This is a genomic window from Streptomyces tsukubensis, assembly GCF_003932715.1.
GTDB classification, from domain to species: Bacteria; Actinomycetota; Actinomycetes; order Streptomycetales; family Streptomycetaceae; genus Streptomyces; species Streptomyces tsukubensis.
This window is the reverse complement of record NZ_CP020700.1, coordinates 2,026,466-2,053,394: the sequence shown is the minus strand read 5'-3', so window position 1 is coordinate 2,053,394 and position 26,929 is coordinate 2,026,466. Positions and strand designations below refer to the sequence as shown.

Annotated in this window: 16 protein-coding genes; 4 read left to right on the top strand and 12 right to left on the bottom strand. The window is 71.6% G+C overall.

The window, feature by feature from the left end; genetic code table 11:
* The first annotated feature begins 115 nt into the window (after positions 1 to 115).
* Positions 116 to 1,804 (top strand): MFS transporter, encoded by a 1,689-nt coding sequence (locus tag B7R87_RS07600; RefSeq protein WP_130584572.1) that lies wholly within the window; start codon positions 116 to 118, stop codon positions 1,802 to 1,804.
* A gap of 179 nt (positions 1,805 to 1,983) precedes the next feature.
* Here the strand turns inward: B7R87_RS07600 and B7R87_RS07595 are convergent, their stop codons facing one another.
* The 6 genes from B7R87_RS07595 to B7R87_RS07570 all read right to left on the bottom strand — a co-directional run bounded on the left by B7R87_RS07595 (position 1,984) and on the right by B7R87_RS07570 (position 9,201).
* On the bottom strand, positions 1,984 to 2,859 hold the full coding sequence (locus B7R87_RS07595; protein WP_130584571.1) for a phosphatase PAP2 family protein: 876 nt from the start codon (positions 2,857 to 2,859) through the stop codon (positions 1,984 to 1,986).
* A 120-nt stretch (positions 2,860 to 2,979) separates the two neighbouring features.
* On the bottom strand, positions 2,980 to 4,071 hold the full coding sequence (locus B7R87_RS07590; RefSeq protein WP_045853115.1) for a LacI family DNA-binding transcriptional regulator: 1,092 nt from the start codon (positions 4,069 to 4,071) through the stop codon (positions 2,980 to 2,982).
* A 1-nt stretch (position 4,072) separates the two neighbouring features.
* Positions 4,073 to 5,683 carry a glycoside hydrolase family 13 protein gene (locus B7R87_RS07585; protein WP_006349650.1) on the bottom strand — a complete coding sequence of 537 codons (1,611 nt, stop codon included), beginning with the start codon at positions 5,681 to 5,683 and terminating at the stop codon, positions 4,073 to 4,075.
* A gap of 281 nt (positions 5,684 to 5,964) precedes the next feature.
* Entirely contained in the window at positions 5,965 to 6,873 is a 909-nt protein-coding gene (locus tag B7R87_RS07580; RefSeq protein WP_040916492.1) for a sugar ABC transporter permease, read from the bottom strand.
* A gap of 11 nt (positions 6,874 to 6,884) precedes the next feature.
* Entirely contained in the window at positions 6,885 to 7,826 is a 942-nt protein-coding gene (locus B7R87_RS07575; protein WP_006349652.1) for a carbohydrate ABC transporter permease, read from the bottom strand.
* Between the two features lie 73 nt (positions 7,827 to 7,899).
* Positions 7,900 to 9,201 carry an extracellular solute-binding protein gene (locus B7R87_RS07570; RefSeq protein ID WP_040916487.1) on the bottom strand — a complete coding sequence of 434 codons (1,302 nt, stop codon included), beginning with the start codon at positions 9,199 to 9,201 and terminating at the stop codon, positions 7,900 to 7,902.
* A gap of 419 nt (positions 9,202 to 9,620) precedes the next feature.
* On the opposite strand from B7R87_RS07570, the gene pulA reads away from it, so the two are divergent.
* Positions 9,621 to 14,954, top strand: a complete 5,334-nt coding sequence (gene pulA / locus B7R87_RS07565) for a pullulanase-type alpha-1,6-glucosidase (protein ID WP_187144641.1) — start codon at positions 9,621 to 9,623, stop codon at positions 14,952 to 14,954.
* Between the two features lie 75 nt (positions 14,955 to 15,029).
* Here the strand turns inward: pulA and B7R87_RS07560 are convergent, their stop codons facing one another.
* Together B7R87_RS07560 and B7R87_RS07555 are read right to left on the bottom strand one after the other, a co-directional pair.
* Positions 15,030 to 15,740, bottom strand: a complete 711-nt coding sequence (locus tag B7R87_RS07560) for a TetR/AcrR family transcriptional regulator (RefSeq protein WP_040916496.1) — start codon at positions 15,738 to 15,740, stop codon at positions 15,030 to 15,032.
* Between the two features lie 98 nt (positions 15,741 to 15,838).
* Entirely contained in the window at positions 15,839 to 18,940 is a 3,102-nt protein-coding gene (locus B7R87_RS07555) for an alpha-N-acetylglucosaminidase (RefSeq protein WP_006349657.1), read from the bottom strand.
* Positions 18,941 to 19,050: 110 nt separating this feature from the next.
* Between B7R87_RS07555 and B7R87_RS07550 the strand changes: the two genes are divergently transcribed.
* Positions 19,051 to 19,572, top strand: coding sequence for a hypothetical protein (locus B7R87_RS07550; RefSeq protein ID WP_040916494.1), 522 nt, complete (start codon positions 19,051 to 19,053; stop codon positions 19,570 to 19,572).
* Positions 19,573 to 19,639: 67 nt separating this feature from the next.
* Here the strand turns inward: B7R87_RS07550 and B7R87_RS07545 are convergent, their stop codons facing one another.
* From B7R87_RS07545 to B7R87_RS07535, 3 genes are all read right to left on the bottom strand, one after another.
* Positions 19,640 to 21,091, bottom strand: coding sequence for a DUF1996 domain-containing protein (locus B7R87_RS07545; protein ID WP_006349659.1), 1,452 nt, complete (start codon positions 21,089 to 21,091; stop codon positions 19,640 to 19,642).
* 158 nt (positions 21,092 to 21,249) lie between these two features.
* Positions 21,250 to 21,909 (bottom strand): response regulator transcription factor, encoded by a 660-nt coding sequence (locus B7R87_RS07540; protein WP_006349660.1) that lies wholly within the window; start codon positions 21,907 to 21,909, stop codon positions 21,250 to 21,252.
* Positions 21,894 to 23,225, bottom strand: coding sequence for a sensor histidine kinase (locus tag B7R87_RS07535; protein WP_006349661.1), 1,332 nt, complete (start codon positions 23,223 to 23,225; stop codon positions 21,894 to 21,896). The genes B7R87_RS07540 and B7R87_RS07535 overlap by 16 nt, the downstream gene beginning before the upstream one ends.
* A gap of 255 nt (positions 23,226 to 23,480) precedes the next feature.
* Here B7R87_RS07535 and B7R87_RS07530 point away from each other — a divergent pair, with 255 nt between their 5' ends.
* The gene (locus B7R87_RS07530) at positions 23,481 to 25,634 is read left to right on the top strand and encodes an MMPL family transporter (protein WP_187144572.1); all 2,154 of its coding nucleotides are present in this window, start codon (positions 23,481 to 23,483) and stop codon (positions 25,632 to 25,634) included.
* A gap of 205 nt (positions 25,635 to 25,839) precedes the next feature.
* Here the strand turns inward: B7R87_RS07530 and B7R87_RS07525 are convergent, their stop codons facing one another.
* Entirely contained in the window at positions 25,840 to 26,850 is a 1,011-nt protein-coding gene (locus B7R87_RS07525; protein WP_006349663.1) for an NAD-dependent epimerase/dehydratase family protein, read from the bottom strand.
* Between the last annotated feature and the right edge of the window lie 79 nt (positions 26,851 to 26,929).

Sequence of the window (26,929 nt, the reverse complement as noted above, 5' to 3'; positions counted from 1 at the left end):
GAGCACGACCGCGCACGCTGGCCGGACCGGGCAGCCGCACCAGGCACCTTCCGCCCGCCTCGACCACCAGTTCCCTCGACGGTCCCGTACCGCCGACACCGACCGGAAGGCACCCATGTCCTCCACCCCGTCCCCGAGTACCGCAGCCGGGAAGGCCGGTGCCCGAGAATGGGCCGGGCTCGCTGTTCTCGCCCTCCCCACCCTGCTGATCTCCCTCGACCAGAGCGTGCTCTTCCTCGCCCTGCCGCACCTGGCCGACTCCCTCACCCCCAACGGCAGCCAGATGCTCTGGATCATGGACATCTACGGCTTTATGATCGCGGGCTTCCTGGTGACGATGGGCACCCTCGGGGACCGCATCGGCCGCCGCAGACTGCTGATGATCGGTGCCGTAGCCGTCGGCGCGACATCCCTGATGGCGGCCTTCTCGACCAGCGCGGAGCTGCTGATCGCCTCCCGGGCACTGCTCGGTGTCGCGGCCGCGACCCTGATGCCCTCGACGCTCTCCCTGATCGGCAACATGTTCCGGGATCCGGTCCAGCGCGGCCGGGCGTTCGCCGTCTGGGCCTGCTGCTTCATGGGCGGCACCGCGCTCGGCCCGGTCGTCGGCGGCGTCATGCTGGAGTACTTCTGGTGGGGTTCGGTCTTTCTCCTCGGGGTCCCCGTGATGCTGATCCTGCTGGTCGCCGCCCCCCTGGTACTGCCCGAGTACAAGGCCCCGGACGGCGGGCGGATCGACCTGCCGAGCGTGCTGATGTCCCTCGCCGCCATCCTGCCGGTGATCTACGGGCTCAAGGAGAGCGCCCGGGAGGGCTGGGAGCCGGGCGCCGCGGCGGCGATCGCGGCCGGACTCGCCTTCGGCGCGCTCTTCACGGCCCGGCAGCGCAGGCTCTCCCATCCGCTGCTGGACCTGGGGCTGTTCCGGCACCGCGCCTTCACTCTCGCCCTGCTGGTGCTGCTGCTGACCATGGCCGGGATGAGCGGTGCGTACCTCTTCATCACCGGCTTCCTGCAGATGGTGGAGGGCCTGTCGCCGTTCGAAGCCGGGCTGTGGATGGTGCCGTCCGCACTGGTCTCCATCGTCTCCGCGACGCTCGCCCCGACCCTCGCCAGGAGGCTGCCGCTCGGCACCGTCGTCGCGGGCGGTCTCGCGCTGACCGCCGTGGGCTATCTGCTGCTGGCCTTCGTCGATCCGGTCGGCGGGCTTCCGCTGCTGATCACCGGCTTTGTGATCAGCTTCTTCGGTACGGGGCCGATCGGGGCGCTCGGGGCGAATCTGGCGGTCGGCTCCGCCCCGCCCGAGAAGAGCGGTTCGGCCGCGTCCCTCAACGAGACCAGCGGCGAGTTCGGGGTCGCCTTCGGCCTCGCGGCCTTCGGCAGTCTCGGCGGCGCGCTGTACAGCAGCGGTGTCACGGTGCCCGACGGGCTGACCGGTGAGCAGGCGGAGGCGGTCCGCGGCAGTGTGGAGGGGGCGCTGGCCGTCGCGGCGGATCTGCCGGGCGGTTCGGCCGATGCGGTGCTGGCGGCGGCCCGGGAGGCGTATGTCGGGGGGCTGAACACGGTCGGCGCGGTCTGTGCCGTACTGGCCGTGGTCACCGCCGCGGTCGCCGGTACCGCGCTGCGCCGGGCGGCCGGCGCACGGCCGGGCCCCTCGGCGCCGGAGCCCGCCGCAGACCCCCGGTCGGAGTCGCAGTCGGAGCCGGAGCCGGAGTCGCAGCCGGAGTCGCAGTCGGAGCCGGATTCGGATTCGGATTCGGAGCCGGAGCGGCAGCCGGAGCCCGGGGGCACGCCGACCCGCGCCTGAGCCGCGGCCGGAGTCCGATGGCTCACCGGCCCGTACCCCGCCCGCTGCCGGGACTTCCGGCACCCGTACGGCTGCGGGGAGTCCCCGGAGCCGTACCCGGAGTGACACCCGCGGCCGGAAATGCCGCGGGGCCGGACCCCGGAGGATCCGGCCCCGCCCCGCTGTCGTACGGCTCGGGCTCAGGCCCGCGCCGGGCGCAGCCGTCGCCGCTGCGGGTCCCGCACCGGCTGCCGCGGCAGCCGGTGCGGCAGCGCCTGGTACCAGAGGTACGAGACGAGGAAGCCGAAGCCGAGGCAGATCACCCCGCCCACCGCATCCAGCCAGAAGTGATTGGCGGTCGCCACGATCACGACCAGTGTCGCGGCGGGGTAGAGCAGGCCGAGGATCTTCGCCCAGGGCGCCTTGGCCACCGCGAAAATGATCAGCCCGCACCAGAGCGACCAGCCGATGTGCATGGACGGCATCGCCGCGTACTGGTTGGACATGTTCTTCAGATCGCCCGAGGCCATCGAGCCCCAGGTCTCGTGCACCAGGACGGTGTCGATGTAGTTCTGCCCCTCCATCAACCGAGGGGGTGCGAGCGGATACAGGTAGTAGCCGACCAGGGCGACGGCGGTGGTGGCGAAGAGCACCAGCCGGGCCGCCGCGTACCGCCCGGGATGCCGGCGGTACAGCCACACCAGCACTCCGATGGTCACGACGAAGTGCAGGGTGGCGTAGTAGTAGTTCATCGTCACGATGAGCCATGTCACGGAGTTCGCCGCGTGATTGACCGCATGCTCGAAGTCCAGCCCGATGGCCTTCTCGACGTCCAGGATCCAGTCGGCGTTCTTGAGGGCCTGGGCCTTCTGCTCCGGTACGGCGTTGCGGACCAGCGAGTACGTCCAGTAACTCACCGCGATCAGCAGGATCTCGAACCAGATGCGCGGGCGCCGGGGCGACCGCAGTTCCCTGAACCGCGCGAAGCGCGAAAGCGCGGGCTCGGCGGGCTCTTCCGCCATGGGTGACGGGGTGGCCGTCCGGCCTTCCAGTGTCTTCACGGTCGTTTCACCCATGGGACGAGAGTCTGCCAGATACGCGCCCACCGACCGATCATCCCTCGGTCCCGTTCGGGGCGCATGCTCTCCACCCTGCGGACGAGACCACGGAGCGTATCCCGGTGGGGATCGCCCTGGTCAGGAACGCCCGCCGGACCCCGGTACGGAGGCCGTCGAGCCCCGTACGACCAGCTCAGGCATGAAGACGAACTCACTGTACGCGGCGGAAGCGGAACCCGGAGAGCTGGGGGGCAGGTTCCCGGAGATCTCCTCCAGCAGGGTACGGACCGCGGCCTGCCCCATCGCCGGGACCGGTTTGCGGACCGTGGTCAGCGGGGGGTCGGTGAAGGCGATCAGCGGGGAGTCGTCGAAGCCGACGACGGAGACGTCGTCCGGCACCTCCAGGCCCCGTCTGCGGGCGGCCCTGATCGCGCCCAGCGCCATCATGTCGCTGGCGCACACCACCGCCGTGCAGCCCCGGTCCAGCAGGGCCGAGGCGGCGGCCTGGCCGCCCTCCAGGGTGTACAGGGAGTGCTGGATCAGCTCCGCGGTGACCGTCTGCTCGTCGAGGCCCAGCTGATCGCGTACGGCCTCGACGAAGCCTTCGATCTTCCGCAGCACGGGTACGAAGCGCAGCGGCCCGAGCGCCAGCCCGATCCTGCTGTGGCCCAGTGATACGAGATGGGTGACCGCGAGGCGCATCGCCGCCCGGTCGTCGGGCGAGATGAACGGTGCCCGCACCTTCGGGGAGTATCCGTCGACCAGGACGAAGGGCACCCCCTGGGCGCGCAGTTGTTCATAGCGCTGGGTGTCGGCGGTGGTGTCCGCGTGCAGACCGGAGACGTAGATGATGCCCGCGACCCCCCGGTCCACCAGCATCTCCGTAAGCTCGTCCTCGGTGGACCCGCCGGGGGTCTGGGTGGCGAGGACCGGGGTGTAGCCCTGGCGGGTCAGCGCCTGCCCGATCACCTGGGCCAGCGCCGGGAAGATCGGGTTCTCCAGCTCGGGGGTGATCAGCCCGACCAGGCCCGCGCTGCGCTGGCGCAGGCGCACGGGACGCTCGTAGCCGAGGACGTCCAGTGCGGCGAGGACGGCCTGGCGGGTGGTCGCGGCGACACCGGGTTTTCCGTTGAGAACCCGGCTCACCGTTGCTTCGCTGACCCCCGCCTGGGCCGCTATGTCTGCCAGTCGTGCGGGTGCGGTCACGGGATGGGACTGTACCGGGCGCATCTCAGACTTCCCACCACACGCAGGCCTCGGCCGGGACGCGCACCGTCCCGCCGGAGGTCTCCAGCGGTGCCGACGACAGCAGCGGACGGCCCGGCGCGGGCAGCTCGACGCTCTGCCCGAGGGTGTTCAGGGTGCAGACGAAGCCCGGGCGGGTGAAGGCCAGCACACCTTCGGGGGCGTCCTGCCACTCCATCGCGCCGTCGCCGAGTCCGGGCAGCTCCCGGCGGTGGGCGAGTGCCGTGCGGTACAGCTCCAGCGTCGAACCGGGGTCGCCGGTCTGGGCCGCGACCGAGAGGCCGGCCCACTCCGCGGGCTGCGGCAGCCAGCTGCCGCCGGGTCCGAAGCCGTACGGAGCGGTGGTGCCCGACCAGGGGATCGGCACCCGGCAGCCGTCCCGCAGCCCGTCCTGGCCGTCGCCGCGGAAGAACGCCGGGTCCTGGCGGGCGGTGTCCGGCAGCTCCGTCACCTCCGGGAGTCCCAGCTCCTCGCCCTGGTAGACATAGGCGGAACCCGGCAGTGCCAGGGTCAGCAGCGCCGCGGCCCGGGCCCGCCGCAGGCCCCGTTCCCCGCCGCCGTACCGCGTGGTGTGGCGGACGACGTCGTGGTTGGAGAGCACCCAGGTCGTCGGGGCGCCCACGGATCCGGTGGCCGCGAGGGAGTCGTCGATGACCTCCCGCATCGCGGCCGCGTCCCAGTCGCAGGTGAGGAACTGGAAGTTGAACGCCTGGTGCAGTTCGTCGGGGCGGACGTAGAGCGCGAGGCGCTCGGCGGTGGGCGCCCAGGCCTCGGCGACCCCGATGCGCTCCCCTTCGTACCCGTCGAGGAGCCGCCGCCAGGAGCGGTGGATCTCGTGGACCCCGTCCTGGTCGAAGAAGGGCAGCACCTGGGCGCCGATCATCTTCGCCTGCTCCCGCAGGCCGATGTCCGGGAGCCCCTCGGCCTTGACCATGCCGTGCGCGACGTCGATCCGGAAGCCGTCGACTCCCAGGTCCAGCCAGAAGCGGAGGATCGACTCGAACTCCTCCCGCACGGTGGGGTGGTCCCAGTTCAGATCGGGCTGCTCGGGGGCGAAGAGATGCAGATACCAGTCGCCGTCCGCGGTCCGGGTCCAGGCGGGCCCGCCGAAGACGGACTCCCAGTCGTTCGGCGGCAGCTCGCCCTGCGGCCCCTTGCCGGGGCGGAAGTGGTAGAGGTCCCGCTCCGGGGCCCCGGGGCCGCCGTCGACGGCCGCCCGGAACCAGGCGTGCCGGTCGGAGGTGTGGTTGGGCACGATGTCGACGATCACCCGCAGCCCGAGCCGGTGGGCCTCGCGCACCAGGTCGTCGGCGTCCCGCAGCTCACCGAAGAGCGGGTCGACGGTGCGGTAGTCCGCGACGTCGTATCCGCCGTCGGCCTGGGGGGAGGCGTAGAAGGGGGTCAGCCAGACGGCGTCGACGCCGAGACCGGCGAGGTGGGGGAGGCGCTCGCGGATGCCCCGCAGATCGCCGATGCCGTCGCCGTCGCTGTCGGCGAACGAGCGCACGTACACCTGGTAGATGACGGCGTCCCGCCACCAGCCCGCCGGGGATGCGGCGGACCGGTCGCGAAGGGTGGGAGCAAGCTCCTGGGTCATGTCGTTCCCTTGAAGGTCGTCACGGGGAGTGTCGTGCGGGGGCCGGTGCGGCCGGGCGGTCCGCCCGGCCGCGGGGTGGACGGTCGGGGGGTGGACGGTCGGGAGTGAACGGCCGGAGCCGGTAGTGATCTGTGGTGATATGGAGGTATCTGCGGCATGTATAGGGATGTTCTGCCCCGTATGTCGATGGTCAACGCGCATCCTCGTGGCGTGGATACGCCACTTCGGGCCGTGGTTCCGGCGGGCTCCGCCGGAACCACGGCCCGGGGCGCCCGGGGCCGTCAGCCCTTGGTGCCGCCCGCCGTCAGACCGGCCACCAGATGTCTCTGCGCGAAGAAGAACAGCAGCCCCGCCGGGACCATGATCAGCACGGAGGCGGCGGTCATCAGACCCCACTCCGCCCGGTGCGGTCCCACGAAGGTCTGCAGGCCGACCGCCAGCGTGTACTTCCCCTCACTGCTCAGGAAGGAGGTGGCGAAGGCGACCTCGCTCCAGGCGGTCAGGAACGTGTAGAACATGGTCACCGCGAGGCCCGGCCTGGCGAGCGGAACGATCAGCCGCCAGAAGGTCCCGAACGGGGTGAGCCCGTCCACCCGCCCCGATTCGTCGATCTCCACCGGGATGGTGTCGAAGTACCCCTTCAGCATCCAGGCGCAGAACGGCACGGACACCGAGCAGTAGGTGATGATCAGCCCGCCGTAGCTGTCCAGCAGCCGCAGCTCGCCCAGGATGTTGTAGAGCGGCACGATCAGCACCGCCACCGGGAACATCTGGCAGATCAGGAACGTCCACATCAGCGATTTATGGCCGGGGAACCGCATCCGGGAGACCGCGTAGCCGGCGCTGGCCGCGATCAGCACGCCCACCAGCATCGTGCCGCCCGCGATCACCACCGAGTTCAGGAACCACGTGGTGAACTCGGTCTTCCCCAGCAGATGGGTGTAGTTGGAGAGGGTGAAGCCCTCCAGCTCCATCGGATGCGTCCAGCCGTTCTCCCCGCGCAGCGACACCAGCACGATGAACACGACGGGGAAGAGTGCCACCAGGGACGCGCAGACCAGGGTGGTGTGCAGGGCGGCCGATGCCAGGCGCGAACGCTCGCCCCGCCTCCGTACCGCAGGCCGCGGAGCCCCGTCGGCCCGTACCCCTGCCGACCCTGCCGCGGCTTCGGCGCGCCCGGTTCCGGTCACGGTGCTGCTGGTCACTTGGCGGCCTCCTGACGGTTGAGCATGCCGCGGTAGAAGACGGAGAACACCAGGAGCAGCGAGAGGATCACGATGCCGTACGCGGCGGAACCCGCGTAGTCCCGCACGCCCTGGAAGGCCAGCCGGTAGGCGTACGTCACGAGGATCTCGCTCTCGGTCCCACCGGCCTGTCCGATCACCAGATAGATGATCGGGAACATGTTGAAGGTCCAGATGGTCCCCAGCAGCACGATCGTGGAGCTGACCGGCCGCAGCCCGGGGAGGGTGATGTGGACGAACCGCTGCCAGGGCGTGGCACCGTCCATCTCGGCGGCCTCGTGCAGTTCGCGCGGGATGGACTGGAGCCCGCCCAGGATGGCGACCATCATGAACGGCACGCCCAGCCAGGTGTTGACCGCGATCACCGACAGCTTCTGGATGAAGGGATCGCCCAGCCAGTCCACGGGCGCGACGCCCACCTTCCCCAGCAGCGCGTTCAGCACCCCGTTGTCGGTGTTGTACATCAGCTTCCAGGCGAACGCGGCGACGAACGCGGGCACCGCCCACGGCAGCACCAGCAGCACCCGGTAGAGGGACCGGCCGCGCATCCGCCGGTTGAGCAGCATCGCCAGGCCGAGCCCGATGCCGTAGTGGAGCACCACACAGCTCACGGTCCACAGGATCGTCCAGGTCAGCCGGGGGTAGAACGACCCCTCCCGGCCGGAGAGGATGTTCCAGTAGTTCTCCAGGCCGACGAAGGTGTACGTCGAGGGGACGGAGAAGTCGCCGATGGTCCGGCCCATATTGGCTTCGTTGGCGTCCGTGAAGGAGAGGTAGATGCCCCGGCCCAGCGGATAGCCGATGAGCACGCCGAGGACGACGACCACGGGCAGGACCATGGCCCAGGCGTACCAGTGGGTGCTGAAGGACCTTCGGGTCCTGAGTATCAGACTGCTCATCTCTCTCCGTACGTCGTCCCTGCGGGCCCGGGGCGCGCCGTCGGGCCCCGCGCGGGGGCCCGACGGCAGGCGGTCAGCCGATGCTGTAGTCCTTCAGGAGCTTGCTGTTCCACTCCTTCGCGAGGGCGTCGAGGCCCTCCTTCGGCGAGGCGTCGCCGCGCAGGACCTTCACGTAGTGCTGGTCGAAGGCGACGAAGAGGTCACCGACGCCCGGGATCACCGGACGCGACTTCGCGACGGACAGCGCCTGCTGGAACGCCTTCTTCGCCGGGTCGGCGGTGACCGCCGGGGTGTAGGCGGACTTCCGCGTCGGCAGGGTGTTGATCTCCTTCGCGGTCAGCTCCTGGCTCTGGGCGGAGGCCATGAACTTCACGAAGAGATACGACGCGTCCTTGTTCTTCGAGCCCCGGTAGACCGAGTAGTTGTGGCCGCCGATCGGAGCCGCGGCCGTCCCGGAGGGACCGGCGGGGATAGTGGCGATGCCCAGGTTGTCCTTGTTCTGGAACGCCTTGCCGCTGTAGTCGTCGGAGACCGACCACGGGCCGTTGATCACCATCGCGATCTTCCCGTCCTTGAAGGACGTCTGGGCCGCGACATAGCCGTCGGTGGAGGCGGGCTTGAGGGCCACATCGGACTGCGCCAGCTTCAGGGCGGTCTCCATGCCCTTGACGGCGCCCGCCGAGTTCACGGTGATCTTCTTGCCGTCGACGTCGAGCATGTCGGCGCCCTCGCCGTAGAGGAACGGCAGCGAGAAGTAGCCCTCGGGGTTGAGCTGGGTGCCGGTGACACCGGTCTTCGCCTTGACGGTCTTCGCGGTGGCGATGAACTCGTCCCAGGTCGCCGGCGGCTTCGCGATGCCCGCCTTGGCGAAGATCTCCTTGTTGTAGAGGAGCGCGAGGGTGTCGGTGACCTGCGGTACGCCGACTGTCTCGCCCTTCCACTTCGCCGTGGACATCGGTCCGGGCAGGAAGTCGGCGGCGTTGTCGAGGGCGGGGGTGCCGTCCAGCGGCTGGAGATAGCCGAGATTGGCGAACCCGGCCGACCAGCCGACATCGGTACGGATCACATCCGGTGCGCCCTTGCCGCTCTGGGCGGCGGTCTTGAACTTCTGCTCCGCCTGGTCGAAGGAGACCGAGGTGCGGTTCACCTTGATCTTCGGGTACTCCTTCTGGAAGGCCGCGACGAGCTTGTCGTACGTCGGCCCCTCGGCCTCGTTCGACGTGTCCCACCAGGTGATCGAACCCGAGACGCTCTTCGGGTCCTCGGCCGCCTTCCGGCCGCTGCTGTCGCCCGACCCGCCGCCGTCGCCGCCGCAGGCGGTCGCCGTCAGAGCCAGTACGCCCGCGATCGCGGCGGCCGTCATGCCCTTGCGCATCATGAACTCCTCATTGAGGTCAAGGCCCCGCCAGTCCTCAACGGGCCGGGCTGCTGCGGCGTGAAGCTAACAGTCCTGCAAGACCTTGCGAAAGGTCTTGCAGAAAGAAAACAGCCAGATTTCCAGGTTGTGACCTCCTCGTGTCCTACGGATTTCGTGGTGGAGGCGGGATCAAGCCCCAAGGGCTTGACCGCAGTTCCGGCCATCTCCTAGCGTCGGCCGCCGTGCGAACCGGAGTTGCTGCAAGATCCCTCAACTCCTTGCAGCAACCTGCGTACGGGTTTCAGTACCGGGTCCCGGTGCGCGCACGAGCCCCGGCGGCCCGGCCGCCGACGAACCCGAGGAGATGAGACGTGCTCCGCAGCAGACGCACCCGCCGGAGAAGCGGCGGACGGAGGCGCGGCGCCGTCGCCGCCCTCATCGGCGCCCTCTGCGCCGGACTCCTGCCCGCCGCCCCCGCGCTCGCCGCCCCGGCGAAGGCGCCCCGCCCCCCGAAGCCCCCCTCCGACGCGGCGCTCGCCGCCCAGCCCGCCCGCCACGACGCCACCCGCGAGCAGTTCTACTTCGTTCTGCCGGACCGTTTCGCCAACGGCGACCGGGCCAACGACCGCGGCGGACTCACCGGCTCCCGTCTCGACCACGGTCACGACCCCGCGGACAAGGGCTTCTACCAGGGCGGCGACCTCAAGGGCCTGACCCAGCGGCTCGACTACATCAAGGGCCTCGGCACCACCGCGATCTGGCTGGCCCCGATCTTCAAGAACAAGCCCGTCCAGGGCAGCGGCAAGGAAGCCTCGGCGGGCTACCACGGCTACTGGATCACCGACTTCACCCAGGTCGACCCGCACTTCGGCACCAACGCCGACCTCACGAAGCTCATCGACAAGGCCCATGCCAAGGGCATGAAGGTCTACTTCGACGTCATCACCAACCACACCGCCGACACCGTCGACTACGCCGAGAAGGAGTACGGCTACCGGCCCAAGGGCGCCCATCCCTACCTCGACCGCACCGGCCGCCCCTTCGACGACCGCGACGGCGTACCGAAGGACGTGGGCACGGACTCCTTCCCGTACACCCCCGCACCCCGCGACCGGGACAAGGTCCCCGCGTGGCTCAACGACCCCCGGATGTACCACAACCGCGGCGACTCCACCTTCGCAGGTGAGAGCAGCGAACACGGCGACTTCGCCGGGCTCGACGACCTCTGGACCGAACGCCCCGAGGTCCGCCGCGGTATGGAGCGCATCTACCAGCGGTGGGTGAAGGACTTCGGGATCGACGGATTCCGCATCGACACCGTCAAACACGTCGACATGGGGTTCTGGACCGAGTGGGCCACCGCCCTCGACGCCTACGCGGCCGCCCGCGGCCGCCCGGACTTCTTCATGTTCGGCGAGGTCTACTCCTCGGACCCGGCCGTCACCGCGCCCTATGTCACCCGCGGCCGGCTCGACTCCACCCTCGACTTCCCCTTCCAGGACGCCGCCCGCGCCTATGCCTCCCAGGGCGCCCCCGCCTCCCGGCTCTCCGCCGTCTTCGCCCAGGACCACCGCTACACCACCGACAAGGCCAACGCCTACGGCCAGGTCACCTTCCTCGGCAACCACGACATGGGCCGCATCGGCACCTTCCTCCGCCAGGACCGGCCCGGCGCCTCCGACGGTGAACTCGTCCGGCGGGCCCGGCTCGCCAACGAGCTGATGTTCCTGGTCCGCGGCAATCCCGTCGTCTACTACGGCGACGAACAGGGCTACACCGGGAACGGCGGCGACAAGGACGCCCGCCAGACCCTCTTCGCCTCCACCACCCCCGACTACCTCGACGACGACCAGCTCGGCACCGACCGCACCCACGCCCGCGACGCCTACGACCCCGGCCATCCGCTGTACCGGTCGATCGCGCAGCTGTCGGAGCTGACCCGCGAACACCCCGCGCTCCGCGACGGTATCCAGGAGGAGCGGTACGCCGAAGGCTCCGTCTACGCCTTCTCCCGCACCGACCGCACCGGCCGTACGGACAACACCGACCGCACCGACCCGAAGCGGGCGCACGAGTACGTCGTCGCCCTCAACAACGGCACCGAACCGAAGACCGTCCGGCTGACCACCGGCTCCCCGGACACCACCCTCCGCACCCTCCACGGCGACGGCCCCGCGGCCACCGTCCGCACCGGCGCCGACGGTACGGCCACCCTCACCGTCCCCGCCCTCGCCACGGTCGTGCTGCGCGCCGACACCCCGCGCCCGCTGCCCGCCGCCAAACCCGTGATCAGCCTGAAGGTCCCGGCCGCCGGAGCCACCGGCACCGTCGAGATCTCCGCCGACGCCGACGGCGGCCCCCTCGGCCGGGTCGTCTTCGCCGCCCAGCGCGGCAACGACCCCTGGCAGATCCTCGGCACCGCCGACCGGGCCCCCTACAAGGTCACCCAGTACCTCGGCCCCGACACCCGCGCCGGAACCCCCCTGCGCTACAAGGCCGTCGTCGTCGACGCCCGGGGCCGTACCGCGAGCGCACAGGGCTCCACCACCGCCGGAGCCGTACCCCCGCCCGGGAAGCCGGTGGCCGTGGAGCGGACCTACGCCGTCGTCCACTACCAGCGGCCCGACGGCGACTACCAGGGCTGGGAACTCGTCGCCGACGGCACCCGCGCCCCCTTCACCGGACGCGACGCCTACGGCGCCTTCGCCTGGGTCCGCCTCCCCGAAGGAGCGTCCTCCCTCCCGTACACCGTGGAGAAGAACGGCACCGCCGACGGGCCGCGGCGCACCGTCGACCTCGCCCGCACCGGCCTGGTGTGGATCGCCCAGGGCAAGGACGGCCAGTCCGACACCGCACCCGCCGGGGTCTACCCGCCGCAGGACAAGACCAAGGCACTCCTCCACTACCACCGCCCCGACGGCGACTACGACGGCTGGGGCCTGCACACCTGGAGCGGCGCCGCGAACCCCACCGACTGGGCGAAGCCGCTGGAGCCCGTCCGCAAGGACGCGTACGGCATCACCTTCGAGGTACCCCTCGCCCCCGGCGCGACCTCACTGAGCTACATCGTCCACAAGGGCGACCAGAAGGACCTCCCCGACGACCAGTCCCTCGACCTCGCCACGTACGGCAACGAGGTACGCCTCATCGCCGGACGGCCCGGCTATCTGCTGCCGCAGACCGGCGCCGCCCCGCAGCTCGACCTCGGCAAGGCCGAAGCCCAGTGGATCGACCGCACCACCGTCGTCTGGAAGGTGAAGACGACCCCCGCCACCAGCCAGCAGCTCGTGTACGCGGCCGGGGAACCGATCGCCGTCGAAGACGGCGCCCTCACCGACGAGGGCCGCTGGCTGAGGCTGCGGTCCGGCACCCTCACCGACGCCCAGAAGGCGAAGTTCCCCCACCTCAAGGACTATCCGGCGTTCACTCTCGACCCGCGGGACCTGCGCCGGGTGCCCGAATCGCTGCGCGGCCAGCTCATCGCCACCCAGCGCGCCGCGTCCGGAGCGCTGCTCGCCGCCACCGGCGTCCAGACCGCCGGGGTCCTCGACGACCTCTATGCGCCGGACGCGACCCGGACCGCCCTCGGCCCGGTCTTCGGGAAGAACGGCGTCACCCTCTCCGTCTGGGCCCCCACCGCCCGTACCGTCTCCCTCGACCTCGACGGCCGTACGGTCGCGATGCGCCGCGACGACACCTCGGGCGTCTGGTCCGTCACCGGACCCCGCTCCTGGACCGGGAAGCCGTACCGCTACCGGGTCGCCGTCTGGGCCCCCACCGTGCAGAAGAACGTCGTCAACCTGGTCACCGACCCCTACTCCACCGCCCTGACCACCGACTCCGCCCGCAGCCTCGCCGTCGACCTCAAGGACCCGGCCCTGGCCCCCCAGGGCTGGCGTTCCCTGAAGAAACCGGCCGCCGTACCCCTCAAGGACGCCCAGATACAGGAACTCCACATCCGCGACTTCTCCGTCGCCGACCGCACCGCGAAGCACCCCGGCACCTACCGCGCCTTCACCGACCGGCAGTCCGCCGGAGTGAAGCACCTGACGGCACTGGCCCGCAGCGGCACCTTGTACGTCCACCTCCTGCCCGCCTTCGACATCGGGACCATCCCCGAACGCCGGCAGGACCAGCAGCGCCCGGACTGCGACCTCGCCGGAGCGGCCCCCGACTCCACCCGGCAGCAGGAGTGCATCGCGAAGACCGCCGCGAAGGACGCCTACAACTGGGGCTACGACCCGCTGCACTACACCGTGCCCGAGGGCTCCTACGCCACCGACCCGGAGGGCACCCGGCGGACCGTCGAATTCCGCGAGATGGTCGCCGCCCTCAACGGCACCGGACTGCGGACCGTGATGGACGTCGTCTACAACCACACCGTCGCCGCCGGACAGTCCGACAAGTCGGTACTCGACCGCATCGTCCCCGGCTACTACCAGCGGCTCCTGGCCGACGGCAGCGTCGCCACCTCCACCTGCTGCGCCAACACCGCGCCCGAGAACGCGATGATGGGGAAGCTCGTCGTCGACTCCGTCACCACCTGGGCCAGGGAGTACAAGGTCGACGGCTTCCGCTTCGACCTCATGGGCCACCACCCCAAGGCGAATATGCTCGCCGTCCGCAAGGCCCTCGATGCCCTGACCCCGGAGCGCGACGGGGTCGACGGAAAGAAGATCCTCCTCTACGGCGAGGGCTGGAACTTCGGCGAGACCGCCGACGACGCCCGCTTTGTCCAGGCCACCCAGAAGCATATGGCGGGCACCGGCATCGCCACCTTCTCCGACCGGGCCCGCGACGCCGTCCGCGGCGGCGGCCCCTTCGACGCCGACCCCGGCGTCCAGGGCTTCGCCTCCGGCCTCTACACGGACCCCAACCCGGCCGCCGACAACGGCACCCCCGAACAGCAGCGCGCCCGGCTCCTGCACTACCAGGACCTCATCAAGGTCGGCCTCACCGGCAACCTCGCCTCCTACACCTTCACCGACACCCGGGGCCGCAGCGTCAAGGGCTCCGAGGTCGACTACAACGGCGCCCCCGCCGGATACGCCGAAGCGCCCGGCGACGCCCTCGCCTACTCCGACGCCCACGACAACGAGACGCTGTACGACGCCCTCGCCTTCAAACTCCCGAAGGACACCTCCACCGCCGACCGGGCCCGGATGCAGGTGGTCGCCATGGCCTCCGCACTGCTCTCCCAGGGCCCGGCGCTCTCCCAGGCGGGCAGCGACCTGCTGCGCTCCAAGTCCCTCGACCGCAACTCGTACGACAGCGGCGACTGGTACAACGCCATCCACTGGGACTGCCGCGACGGCAACGGCTTCGGCCGCGGACTGCCCCCCGCCGCCGACAACCAGGACAAGTGGGACCATGCCCGGCCGCTGCTCCGGACCCCCGCCCTGGCCGCGGGCTGCGGACCGATCGACGCCGCATCGGCCGCGTACCGCGATCTGCTGACCATCCGGACCACCGAGAAGACCCTCGGCCTGAGCACCGCACAGCAGGTCCAGCAGGCCGTGTCGTTCCCGCTGTCGGGACCGGACGAGACCCCCGGGGTGATCACCATGAAGGCCGGTGAGCTGGTGATCGTCTTCAATGCCACACCCCAGCGGCAGACGCAGCGGATCCCGTCCGCGGCCGGCACCGGCTATGCGCTGCACCCCGTCCAGTCGGCCGGGACGGACCGTACGGTGACGGCCTCCGCGTACGAGAAGGGGACCGGCACCTTTACCGTCCCCGCCCGGACCGTGGCGGTGTTCACCACCCGCTGAACCCGGCGGCGGACGCACGACCGGAAGAGGCCCGGACCCCACTCGGGGGCCGGGCCTCTTTCTTAACACCGCCGCTCACCGAGGCGGGGGTACGGCGGCGGGCGCCAGCCGCACCAGCCGGCCCAGCAGCTCCGAGATCGGCCCCTCCACCGGCTCGTCCGCCAGCATCCGGGCGACGATCGCCGCCATCTCGTCGTCGTACGCCGCGCTCACCGCGCACAGCGCCGCGAAATCGTGCACCAGCTGCAACTCCAGCTCGGCGCGCGGGATCCGCCGCCCGTCCAGCCACTGGAGCGCCGTGGACTCCGCCAGCGACACCCAGGAGCGGATCACCAGCGCCAGTCGCACCGGCGGCTCACCGATCCGCAGATGGGCCAGGATCTGCTCGTACGCGGCCTGCCGCACCTCGTCGATCATCGCGTTGGTGGTGGTCGAACCGGCGGCCGGACCACCGCGCATCAGCGCGGAGAAACCCGGCCCGTGCTCGTCGACGAAGTCGAAGTACCGCCGCATCACCCGCAGCAGCCGGGCCCCCAGCGGCCCCTCGGGCGGCTCCCGGAAACGGAGCGCCAGATCGTCCGCAGCCCGGCGCAGCGCAGCCTCGTACAGGCTCTGCTTACCGGGGAAGTAGTGGTACACCAGCGGCCGGGAGATCCCGGCGGCCGCCGCGATCTCGTCGATGGACACCTCGTCGGGGGAGCGGACGCTGAAGAGTTCCAGCGCCACGCCGATCAACTGCTGTCTGCGCTCCTCGACGCCCATTCTGCGGCGTACCCCGGTCGTCATGGCCACCAGCGTACCCACTGGCATCCGTTCACCCGTTCCCCAGGCCGGGCGTCGGTGCGGGCCCGGCCTCCCGGGTCCGCCACGCGGCCCTCCCCGGTTCAGCGGACCGACCACCCGCTGAATCGGACCGTTCCGCGGGCCCCGCTGCCGCCGTTCATCGCCGTCATGAAGAAGCCCACGTCCTGCGCGTCCACTGCCCGCGGCACGGTCACCGTGCCCACCGTGCGCCAGGTCGAGCCCGCGTCCGTGGAGAGCGCTCCCGTGTACGAGCCGCTCGCGCCGCCCGTCCCCCGGGAGAGCCGCAGCAGCACCGGCGCCTTGACGCCGGTGATCCGCCGGTAGGTGTCGAGGGAGCCGTCGCCGTTGGAGTCGTACGAGAGGGCCACGCCCTGCGCCGGAGTGACCGCCAGATTGACGAAACCGGGCGCCCCCGGCCGGTCCAGGCCGTTGCGGGCGACGATCCCGGCCCTGGCCCAGCTCGCCGTGTTGGCCTGTGCGTCGACGCGGACGGTGACGCTCGTGCCCGGCCGCAGCGCGCCCGCCCGGTAGGCCGTACCGAAGTGGGCGGTACCCCGCCACAGGTCGTTCCCGGCGCCGTTGACGGCGTAGCGGTCGCCGAGCTGCCCGAAGACGGCCGCGTTGTTGCTGTACGTCCGCCAGCCGGCGGCCAGGGGCGCGGCCATATGGACCTCGCCGGTCTGGGCGACGGAGACCGGGGACTCGCCCTCGGGCCCGTACCGCACGGTCAGCCGGTACGGCAGCGCCCGCAGCGGTTCGGTCAGCGCGTCGCCCGGTGCCGCGACCCGCCAGGACACCGCGCCCGAAGCGCCCGCCGCCACCCGGGGCAGGGTGCGGGCCGCCGGGGCCTCGGGGGACAGCTCGGCACCGGACAGGGTGAGTTCGACCGGGCCGGTGGCGCGCAGCCCGCTGAGGTTCCGGAAGGTCGCCGTCAGCGTGGCCGCGCTGCCGGGGCGGAAGGCGGGCGGGTCCACGGTCACCGCCGTCACACCCTGGTACGGCGCGGCCGCCAGGGCGTCCCGGACCCGGAGCGCCGTGGCGTACGGGTCGCCGGTCGGCGCGGACGGATAGACCCGGCGGTCCTTCGTCCACGCCTCCTCCTGCGGATACCAGTCGAAGGACTTCGGCGCCCGGCCCGCCTCCAGCGCATCCGCGACCTCGGTCAGGAAGGCGTCCCACTGCGGTACGTGGACATCGGCGATCAGCCCGTTCCAGTCCCGGTTGGCGTAGTTGGAGAGGGCGTTGGCCGCCGGACGGTCCGCCCAGGTGGTGATCAGCGCCCGGGCGGTCCGCTCCAGCTCCACCGCCTCCGCCGGGCTCGTCGCCAGCCGTTTGGCGTCCTCCAGCCACGGCCCGAGGAGGAAGGATCGGTGACAGCCCGCCATGGTGTCCGCGAGCCGCATCAGCTTCAGCCAGAGCGCGGACACCCCCCGGAAGGCCGCCACGTCCTTGCTTGCGCGGGCGGCGCGCAGCGCGAACTGGAGCGTACGCGACCGGTTCGCCAGCGCCTGCCGGGCCAGCTCCGTCAGATCATGGCGGTAGGTGTCGGAATCCCGCAGCTCCGGACCGGCCGCGAGGAGCGCGGCGAAGGCGGTGTCGAAGCCCGCCGGGTCGAAGGCGGTCCCGATCGACGAGGTCAGCGACGGCCTGCGGAGGAAGTGCGAATCGTAGGGCCGGCCGTCGGTGCTGGCCAGCCGGTACGCGGTGGCCGCGAGCGCGCCGAACGCGGCCGCCGCCGAGGCGTCGTCGGAGCCGTAGCGGATCTGCGCGTACTCCGTGAACCAGGCCTCCCGGTCGATCCGCTCCCGCCGCCACGCCAGCTCGCTGAAGAGCTCGAAGGCCGCCGGGTCCCGCTCGGCCGCTTCCGGCATGTACGCGGTGCCCACCAGGGCGCTGCCCGGCCGGTCGCGCCAGACGGTGAACCGGTCCGTCCAGCGGTCGGTGTTGGCGCCGAGAGTGGTGCGTCCGCCGAAGTTCGGGATGGTGCCGAAGGCGTACGGCGTGCCGCCCCACTCGGATTCCCGGTCGCCCGTGGTGTCCAGGTCGGAGAGTCCGTCGACGATCAGCATCCGGCGTTTGTCGACGGCGTCGAGGAGCGCCCTGCGCGGGTTGGACTGCCAGCCGAGGATCACCCAGACCGCGTTCGGGCGGGCGGTCCGCAGCGCCTTCTCGACCGCGCGCGCCGCGTCCGGCACCGGTACGTCCCCGGCGTTGCCGCCCTCGTGCAGCAGGTCCATCTTGAACAGGTCGCAGGCGCCGAACAGCTTGGTCTGGTGGCGGTAGAACGCGGCGGCCACCTTGGGGAAGACAGTGGTCCGCGGGTCCAGCCAGTCGGGGCGGCGGAGCCCGTTCCACAGGCCCTGGGCGACCACCCGGGCGCCCGGATTGCGGTCCGCGAAACCGTCGGGGACCGTACCGAAGTAGCCGGGCAGCACCGGCCGCATGCCCAGCTCCCGCAGCCGTGCGGTGATCTTCCGGCCCAGTTCGGCACGGGCGTCCAGCAGGGTCTTCGAGAGCGGGCCGCCGTATTCGCTCATGTTCTGGAGCAGCCACCACGCCTGGTGGGAGGGGGCGGGCAGCCAGGTGCGGGCCTCGGTGTCGGAGTAGCCGAAGTCTTTCAGCAGCCGGTGGTAGACGGCCTCCTGGCCCGGGGTCACCAGGACTTCGTTGCAGCCGTGCAGGGCGAGGACGTCGATCAGCCGCTCCCAGCGGGCCCAGTCGGCGTAGGGGGCGGTGTAGCCGTCGTGGGTGTCGTTGTACGCGAACCGGTGCGGTACGGTCGCCGACCGCTCCAGGCCCGGACGGGGCGGGGGCAGCACGTCCGGCAGGTCGACCCGGCTGCCCGACCACGAGATGTGCGCCCGGCAGACGTACTTCAGATACCAGTGGACGCCGGTGAGGAGGACCGCGGGCGAGGTGCCTTCGACCGCGATACGGCCGGCTTCGCCGGTCACCGCGAAACGTTCCGGCCCGTCGACCAGGGCCAGTTGGAACTGGCCCGCGTGCCGGGGCAGCAGCCGCAGCAGCGCGGCCCGGGCTGCGTCCGCCGTCGGCGCCCCTTCCGGCTTCCCGGCCGGTGCTCCGGTACGGGGGGCGGCGACGGCACCGGTGCCGTCGAGGGCAGCCGTCGCGCCGATCGCCCCCGCGGTGCCCAGAACGGCACGTCTCGACAGCTCGAACATCAGGCTCCTCCGTGCGAAACGGTGTAACTCACGTCACAGCGGTACAGTCCGGGCGCAGGTTACCGGGCGTTCGGCCTCCCGCACGGGTCGCCACGGGGCACGATGGCCGGATGCGGACGCCGAAGACGACGGGCGCGGTCCCGAAGGCCCTGGTGGTACTGGCAGTTGTGGCGCTCGGGCCGCTCACGGCCTGCGGGCCGGGTGACGACGGTGATGGGCGTGGCGGGCGGGGCGGGAGCCCGACACCCCCGCCGGTGGCGACGGGCACGCTGGAGCAGCTCGCCGCCCGGGCGGGGTGCGCCCCGGAGATCCGGGCGGGCGCCGAGGAACTGCGCCAGGCCCGCTGTGCGACCGAGGACGGGACGTACACCCTGGTCACCTTTGCGACCGACCGCGGCCAGCGCGAGTGGATCAACGCGGCCAACGACTACGGCGGTACGTATCTGCTGGGCCGCCGCTGGGTCGTCGCAGGCGGCGAGGGGACGATCACGGCCCTCCGGGCCCGCCTCGGCGGGGAGCTGGAGCGGGGCGCGGACCATGGGTCAGGGACGGTCCGGCCGGGCCCGGGGGAGGGGCACAGCAGCCCCGGGAGTCCCGGCAGTCACGGGGTTCATGGGGGCCACGGGGGCTGAGGCAGGCGGAAGCCGGGTCCGGCCCCATGGGGGCGGGCCGGACCCGGCGGCTCAGATGCTCAACTGCTTACCGGCAGCGCCTGCCTTCGTTGATGCAGGCGACCATCCGCCGCATCAGCCCGTCGTCGAACACATTGATGAAGTCACCGTGGTCCGTGACCGGCTTGTGGAGTTGTTCGGGGAAGGAGTCGACGGCGAAACCGGGCCCGGGCGGCAGGCTGTAGACGATCCGCTGCACCAACTGCGGAACGGGCCGGAAGCCCCGGGGGCAGCGCCCGGCGCGGTCGGTGAAGGCGACGTGCGTACGGTGGTTGGCGCTGTCGGTGTTCCGGCCGTCCCAGCAGCTCTGGAAGCGGAAGGTGCGGACGACCCGGCTGCCGCGGGGGCAGAGCGGATACTTCTCCTTCAACTGCCGGTCCTCGAAGCCGGTGCAGCTCCAGGAGGCATTGGCGTTGGCCGGGCCGTTGACGAAGGCCTTGGCATCGCCGGTGATGATCCGCAGCAGCCGGGGCATGGCCGTCACCGGGCCGTTCGGATTCCCGACGAAGTCCAGCGTCACCTGCGCGGGGGTCTGAATCTCCCCGACGTTCTTGTCCCGGCCGCCGCCGTCCGCGTCGGCGTCGCTCTCGGACCGGCCGTTCTGCAGCCGCAGCACGGGCCAGTAGTACGAGGAGCGGTCGCCGCGGTTGCGGCAGGTGGTGGCGCCGTTCGCCAGGTCCCGGTCGCTCGCGAAGGCGTTGTTGGCCTGGTTGCCGATGTAGTCGTGCATATGGTGGGCGCCGTTGGAGACGCCCGGGGCGACGATCACATTGTCGGAGTTGAACAGGCCGTTTGCGTTGACCCCGCAGTCGGTGGTGAAGACGCCGCGCGAGGCGCCCCGGCGGTTCGGGGGGAGTTGCGCGTTGGGGCGTACGGAGCGGATGTCGGTGAAGTCGGACCGCACCGGCCCGTTCCCCGCCTGCCCACCGCCGCCCCCGTTCCCGCTCTCGTTACCGTTGCCGTTGCTGTTCCCGGGCCGCCCGTCCGTGCCGCGGTCGTTCCCGTCGTCCGCGCGCAGGGTGCACGCGGCGAGATCCCGCATACCGTCGAAGCGGAGCCCGCCCCGGTTCACCGCGGTGACGATCCGCTCGATACCGGCCCGGCGCTGCTCCTGGAGCGGGCCGAGCAGCTCCTTCTGCGCCAGCCCGGCATCCTGCCCGTAACGCTCCCTGCGCTCCGCGAACTGCCGGTACGCCTCGGTGATCCGGGTGTCCATCGCGGCCAGCTCCCGGTCCACAGCGGGACGGGCCGCCGGGGGCAGCGTGCCGGGCAGACCGTCGGCGACCTCGGGGCAGTCGATGGTCGACGCCACCGGAGCCGCGTCGGCCGCCTGCCCCGGACCGCGACGGTTCACACCGTCCTGGCCCGCGGAGGCATAGACGTCGACGAGCACCACCCCGCCTCCGCCCAGCACCAGAGCGGCCACGGCGACGACCGCGCGGACCGCCGGACGGGAACGTTTCCTTCTGTTGCGTCGCATGGAACTCCTCCGCTGCTTCGTCGCCGGGGAAGAGCCGGATGCAGGTCTTCTGCTGCCGGCCCCGGCAGAGGGGGAAGCGCGCCGTTCCATACGGACGGGGAGGCCGCGGTGTTCATCCCGCACCCTCCCCGTACCCGAGCCCGCGCCGGGCGGAGGGGCTATCCCTGCCCCGCCCCCCGGTCCAGATACGCCAGCACCGCGAGCACCCGGCGGTTGTCGTCGTCCGAGACGGGCAGGCCGAGTTTGGCGAAGATATTGGAGGTGTGTTTGGCCACCGCCCGCTCGGTCACCCCGAGCTGTGCCGCGATCGCCGCGTTCGAACGGCCCTGGGCCATCAGCTCCATCACCTCCAGTTCGCGCGGTGTCAGTCCGCCCATCGGCCGGTCCTGGGAGCGGCGCGTCAGCAGCTGGGAGATGACCTGCGGGTCCATCGCCGTACCGCCCCCGGCCACCCGGCGCACCGCGTCGACGAACTGCTCCGCGTCGAAGACCCGGTCCTTGAGCAGATAGCCGATGCCGCCGTTCCCGTCGGCCAGCAACTCCCGGGCGTACAACTGCTCCACATGCTGCGAGAGCACCAGCACCGGCAGCCCGGGCCGCGCCCGGCGGGCGGCCAGCGCGCACTGCAGGCCCTCGTCGGTGTGGGACGGCGGCAGCCGGACGTCGACGACCGCGACGTCGGGCTCCAGCTCCGCGAGCGCCCGGCTCAGCTCGGGCCCGCTCTCCACGGCCGCGAGGATCTCGAAATCGTAGGCCTCCAGCAGCCGGACCAGGCCGTCGCGCAGCAGGAACAGGTCTTCGGCTAGGACAACGCGCAAGGAATCTCCATGGTGACCATGGTGGGACCGCCGGCGGGTGAGCTGACGGCGAGGACGCCGTCGAATGTACCCAGGCGCCGTTCCACCCCGCTCAGCCCGGAGCCCCGGCCCACGACCGCCCCGCCCCGGCCGTCGTCGGTGACGGCGATCCGCAGCGAGCCCGACTCGTAGGAGATGTCCACCCAGATCCGGTCGGCGCCCGCGTGCTTGACCGCGTTGGTGAGAGTCTCGCTGACCGCGAAGTACGCCGCGGACTCCACCGGCGCCTCCATCCGGCCCGGGAGTTCGGCGTCGACCTCCGTGGCCACCGGCAGCCGCAGCGCGAGCGCCTTCACCGCGTCCCCGAGGCCGCGCTCCGCGAGCACCGGCGGATGGATGCCCCGGACCAGGTCCCGCAGCTCGGTCAGGGCCTCCGCCGACGATTCCCGTGCCTTGGAGAGCAGTTCCTTCGCCTTCGCCGGATCCTTCTCCACCAGCGCCTCGATGGTGCCCAGATTCATACCCATCGCCACCAGCCTGGCCTGCGCCCCGTCGTGCAGATCCCGTTCTATCCGGCGCAGCTCCGCCGCCGACGAGTCCAGCGCGTCGTGCCGGGTCTCGGTGAGCCGGTCGATGCGCTGCTCCAGCTGCTGCTGCCGGTCGGGTGTAAGGACCGCGCCCACCAGCTGGAAGTGCACCCGGACCAGCCCGGGCCCGAACTTCAGCCCGGCGGCCAGCAGCACCAGGCCCAAGAGCGCTGCGAGCAGGGCCGTACCCCAGCCGCCGACGGGGACGAATCCGTACCAGTACGGATCGTCCAGCGCGGTCACCGGCTTCCACAGCCCCGCGCCGATCAGCAGCCCGAACAGGCCGTGCAGCACCAGCCCGGCGGCCAGCAGCACGATCAGCGCGCCCGCCGTCATGTCCACCAGCAGCCAGAGCAGATCCCGCCAGGTCGCCGGGTCCTTCAGCAGCAGGCTGCACCGCTCGACCTGCCCGGTGACACCGGAACGGAGATCGCGGGGGAAGGGGCGGTACGAGGCGGGGATCCGGATCCCGGCCCAGTCCGCGGCGAGCAGCCGGCGGTGACCGGACCAGACGCGGACCAGGTGGATCAGGGGCGGTGTGGTGAACACCCCGATCCCCACCGGGATCAGCGCGAGGGAGACCGCGACCACCACGAAGAGGACGATGGAGCCGGTCAGCGCGAGGAGCGCCAGGACCAGGGCGCGTACCGGTGCCACCAGCAGTTCGCGTACGGCACCGCCGCCCGCCGCGCGCGGGGAACCGCCCGCTTCCGCCGCACTCGCTGCCGAGCCCGTCGGCGTCGTACTCATGGCCCTCTCCTCGCTGTCGACCCGGCTGTGGTCCCCGGTGCGCGGCGACCCGCCGCCCCCGTACCAGTCTCGGCCGCCGCGGCCCGGCCGGTCACTGGGCCCCGCACCCGAGTGGGGGTGGTGCTGGCACCACCCCCCGGACCTCGCCTTACGGCTCTGCACAGGGGGCTCTGACGGCTGGGACGACCGGGCGCCGCTTCCTAACGTCGGAGACGACCTGAAACCCGCGTTCCGACCTTGGGGGCCTGCACCATCATGAGGCGCAATCTCGCCGCACGCATCGGTATATGGAGTGCGTACCACCGTAAAACGGCAATCTTCGGCTGGTTGTTGTTCGTCGTGCTCGCCACCGTCGCGGGCGGATCGGCCGGAATGGTCGAGATGAGTGATGCGGAGAACGGCGCGGGCGATTCCGCCCGGGCCCTGAAGATCCTGGAGGAAGCGGAGCTGGATCCGCCCGCGGTTGAGCTGGTGCTGGTCAGCAGCGGTTCGCAGGGCGGCTGGAAGGCCACGGCGACCGAGCTGATCCGGGCCGTCGAGGCGACCGGCGAAACCGCGGAGGTCGATCCGCCGCTGCCGTCGGCGGATGGCAAGGAGGCCCTGATCCGCTTCGAGATGAAGGGCCCCGCGGACGAAGCGGACGACCGGGTCGAACCGGTGCTCAAGGCCGTCCGGGCGGCGGCGGAGGGCCGGGAAGGGGTCGAGGTCCACCAGTTCGGCGAGGCCAGCGCCGACCGATGGCTGAACGACCTGCTCGCCGACGACTTCACCAAGGCGGAGTTCACCGCCGTACCGCTGGCGCTGGGCATTCTGCTGGTCGCCTTCGGTGCGGTCGTCGCGGCCCTGCTCCCCGTCGCCCTGGCGCTGACCGCCTGCGCGGCGGCCTACGGACTGCTCGCCCTCGCCAGCCACCAGCTGCACCTCTTCCCGACCACCTACTCCGTGATGTTCCTGATGGGGCTGGCGGTCGGGGTCGACTACTGCCTCTTCTACCTGCGGCGCGAGCGGGACGAGCGGGCCGCGGGCCGGGACGCCGACACCGCCCTGCGGATCGCCGCGGCCACCAGCGGCCGGGCCGTCCTGGTCTCCGGTATCACCGTCATGCTCGCCATGGCCGGAATGTTCCTGTCCGGACTGATGCTCTTCGAAGGCTTCGCGCTCGCCACGATCATCGTGGTGCTGGTTGCCATGATCGGTTCGGTGACCGTGCTGCCCGCACTCCTGTCGTGGCTCGGTGACCGCGTCGACGCCGGACGCCTCCCCTTCCTCCACCGCCGCCGGACCAAGGACCCCGAGGGCGGCGGATTCGCGGGTACCGTCCTGCGGCCCGTACTCGCCAGGCCCGGAATCTTCGCCGTGGTGGGGACCGTCCTGATGCTCGCCCTGGCCGCACCTGCGGTCGGCATGAAGACCGAGCAGCTCGGCATGGAGAAGCAGTTCGGCTCCGATTCCGCGCTCACCGTGGCGTACGAGAAGATCACCGGCAGCTTCCCCGGCGGACCCGACCCGGCCCGGATCGTGGTCGAGGCCGACGACATCGAAGCGGCACCCGTCCGCAAGGCCCTGGCCGCCTTCGACCGGGACCGGGTCACCGTCCACCGCGGTGAGAACGTCGCCGAGATCGAAGTCCCGCTGCCGGGCGACGGCAGTGACAGCCGCTCCCGCGAGGCGCTCACCGAACTCCGCGAGCGGACCGTCCCGGAGGCCTTCGAAGGCAGCGGCGCCCGCGCCTATGTCACCGGCGAACTGGCCGAGTCGGTCGACTTCACCGCACAGCTGAAGGACGGCATCGCCCCGGTCTTCGCGTTCATCACGGCCGTGACCTTCCTGGTGATGCTCCTCTGCTTCCGGTCCTACGTCGTCGCCGTCACATCCGTGCTGCTGAACCTGCTCTCGGTCGCGGCGGCCTACGGGGTGATGGTCGCGGTCTTCCAGCACGGCTGGGGCGCCTCACTGCTGGGCACGGAGTCCGTGGGCGCCATCGAGAGCTGGCTGCCGCTCTTCGTCCTCGTCGTCCTCTTCGGACTGTCGATGGACTACCACGTGTTCGTGGTCTCCCGGATCCGCGAGGCCCGTGACCGGGGCGCGGACAACCGCGCGGCGATCGCCGAAGGCATCCGCCGCACCGCGGGCGCGGTCACCGGCGCCGCGGTGATCATGGTGGCGGTGTTCGCGGTCTTCGGCACCCTGACCATGCAGTCCATGAAGCAGATGGGCGTCGGTCTGGCGGTGGCCGTCCTGCTGGACGCGACGGTGGTACGGATGATCCTGCTGCCGTCGGTGATGGCGCTGCTCGGAGAGCGCAACTGGCACACACCGAGGCTGCTCCGCAGGCTCCCCGCCCTGGAGCACGGCGAGTCGGCGGAGGCCGAAGCCCCGCTCCGCCGCCGCCACGCGACCTCCGCCTGACGCGGGCCGGGGGCGGGTGCCGAACCCCGGGCCCGGGCGCCGATCCGGGCCCCGTACCCGGCGGCCCGTGCCCCGGCTCCGGTGGTACGAACCGGACCGGGCGCGCTCGGCAAGCGCCCCGGCGCCGGGGAGCCGTACCACCGGGAACCGCCCCCGGGCCGGGGGCGTACCCACGCAGCCACCCGGCCCCCTGCTTCACCCCGGCTCACCCCGCCAGCAGCCGCGCCTCCGTCTCCGGGGAGATCCCCACTCCCGCCACGGACAGCTCGCCGCCGACCCCGCGCAGCCACTCCCAGGTGTCCGCCACCGTCTCCGCGAGCGGCCGGCACCGCAGCCCCGCGGCCTCCGCCCGGCCCACGTTCAGCGTGTACAGCGCGCCCATCAGATCCGCCGCCTGCGGCGGCACCCAGATCGGCAGATCCGTCCACGGGGAGACCCCCGCCGCCAGGATCCGCTCGGCGGGCGTCCACCGCAGCTCCACGGGCTCCCGGGAAACGGCCTTCGGCGGCGCGCTCTCCGACACCACCCGGACGCACTCCGCGAGCACGTCCCCGAACGTCGTCCCGCGCTGCTCCCCGACCATGTTGTACGGTCCGCTCAGCCCGGCCGCGGCCGCCGACAGGATCCACTCGGCCATATCCCGTACGTCGATGTACTGCACGGGAGCGTCCGCGGGCCCCGGCGCGAGCACCGTCCCGCCCCGGGCGATCCGCGAAAGCCACCACGGCAGCCGACCGATGTTCTCCCAGGGCCCCAGCAGCAGCCCTGCCCGTACCAGCAGCGAACGGTCCGTGCCGAAGGCCTCGGCCGCCGCCAGCTCGCCGCCCCGCTTGGCTTCGGCGTACGGCCCGTCCTCGCCGTCCGCCGAAGCGGTCACCAGCGGCGCCGACTCGTCCGAATCCGGCGGCGCGGGCCAGGTGTAGACGGAACAGCTCGACACGTACACATACCGCCCGGCGCGGTCCGCGAGCAGCCGCGCCGCATCCCGTACGGCCGTGGGCGCGGCCGCCCAGGTGTCGACCACCACGTCCCAGGAGCCGTCCGCGAGGACCGCCAGGTCGGACGGCCGGGTCCGGTCCCCGGTCAGCGCGGTGACCCCCTCGGGCACCGGGCGCGTACCCCGGTTGAAGACCGTGACGTCCCAGCCCCGTGCCAGGGCGGCGGCCACGACCGCCCGCCCGGCGAACTCCGTACCACCCAGTATCAGAACTCTCATGCACCGACCCTGCCCCCAACCCTTCCCGGGGGAACAGGACTTCCGCCGACGGAGTAATCCCGTGCCCCATCCGTCTCAT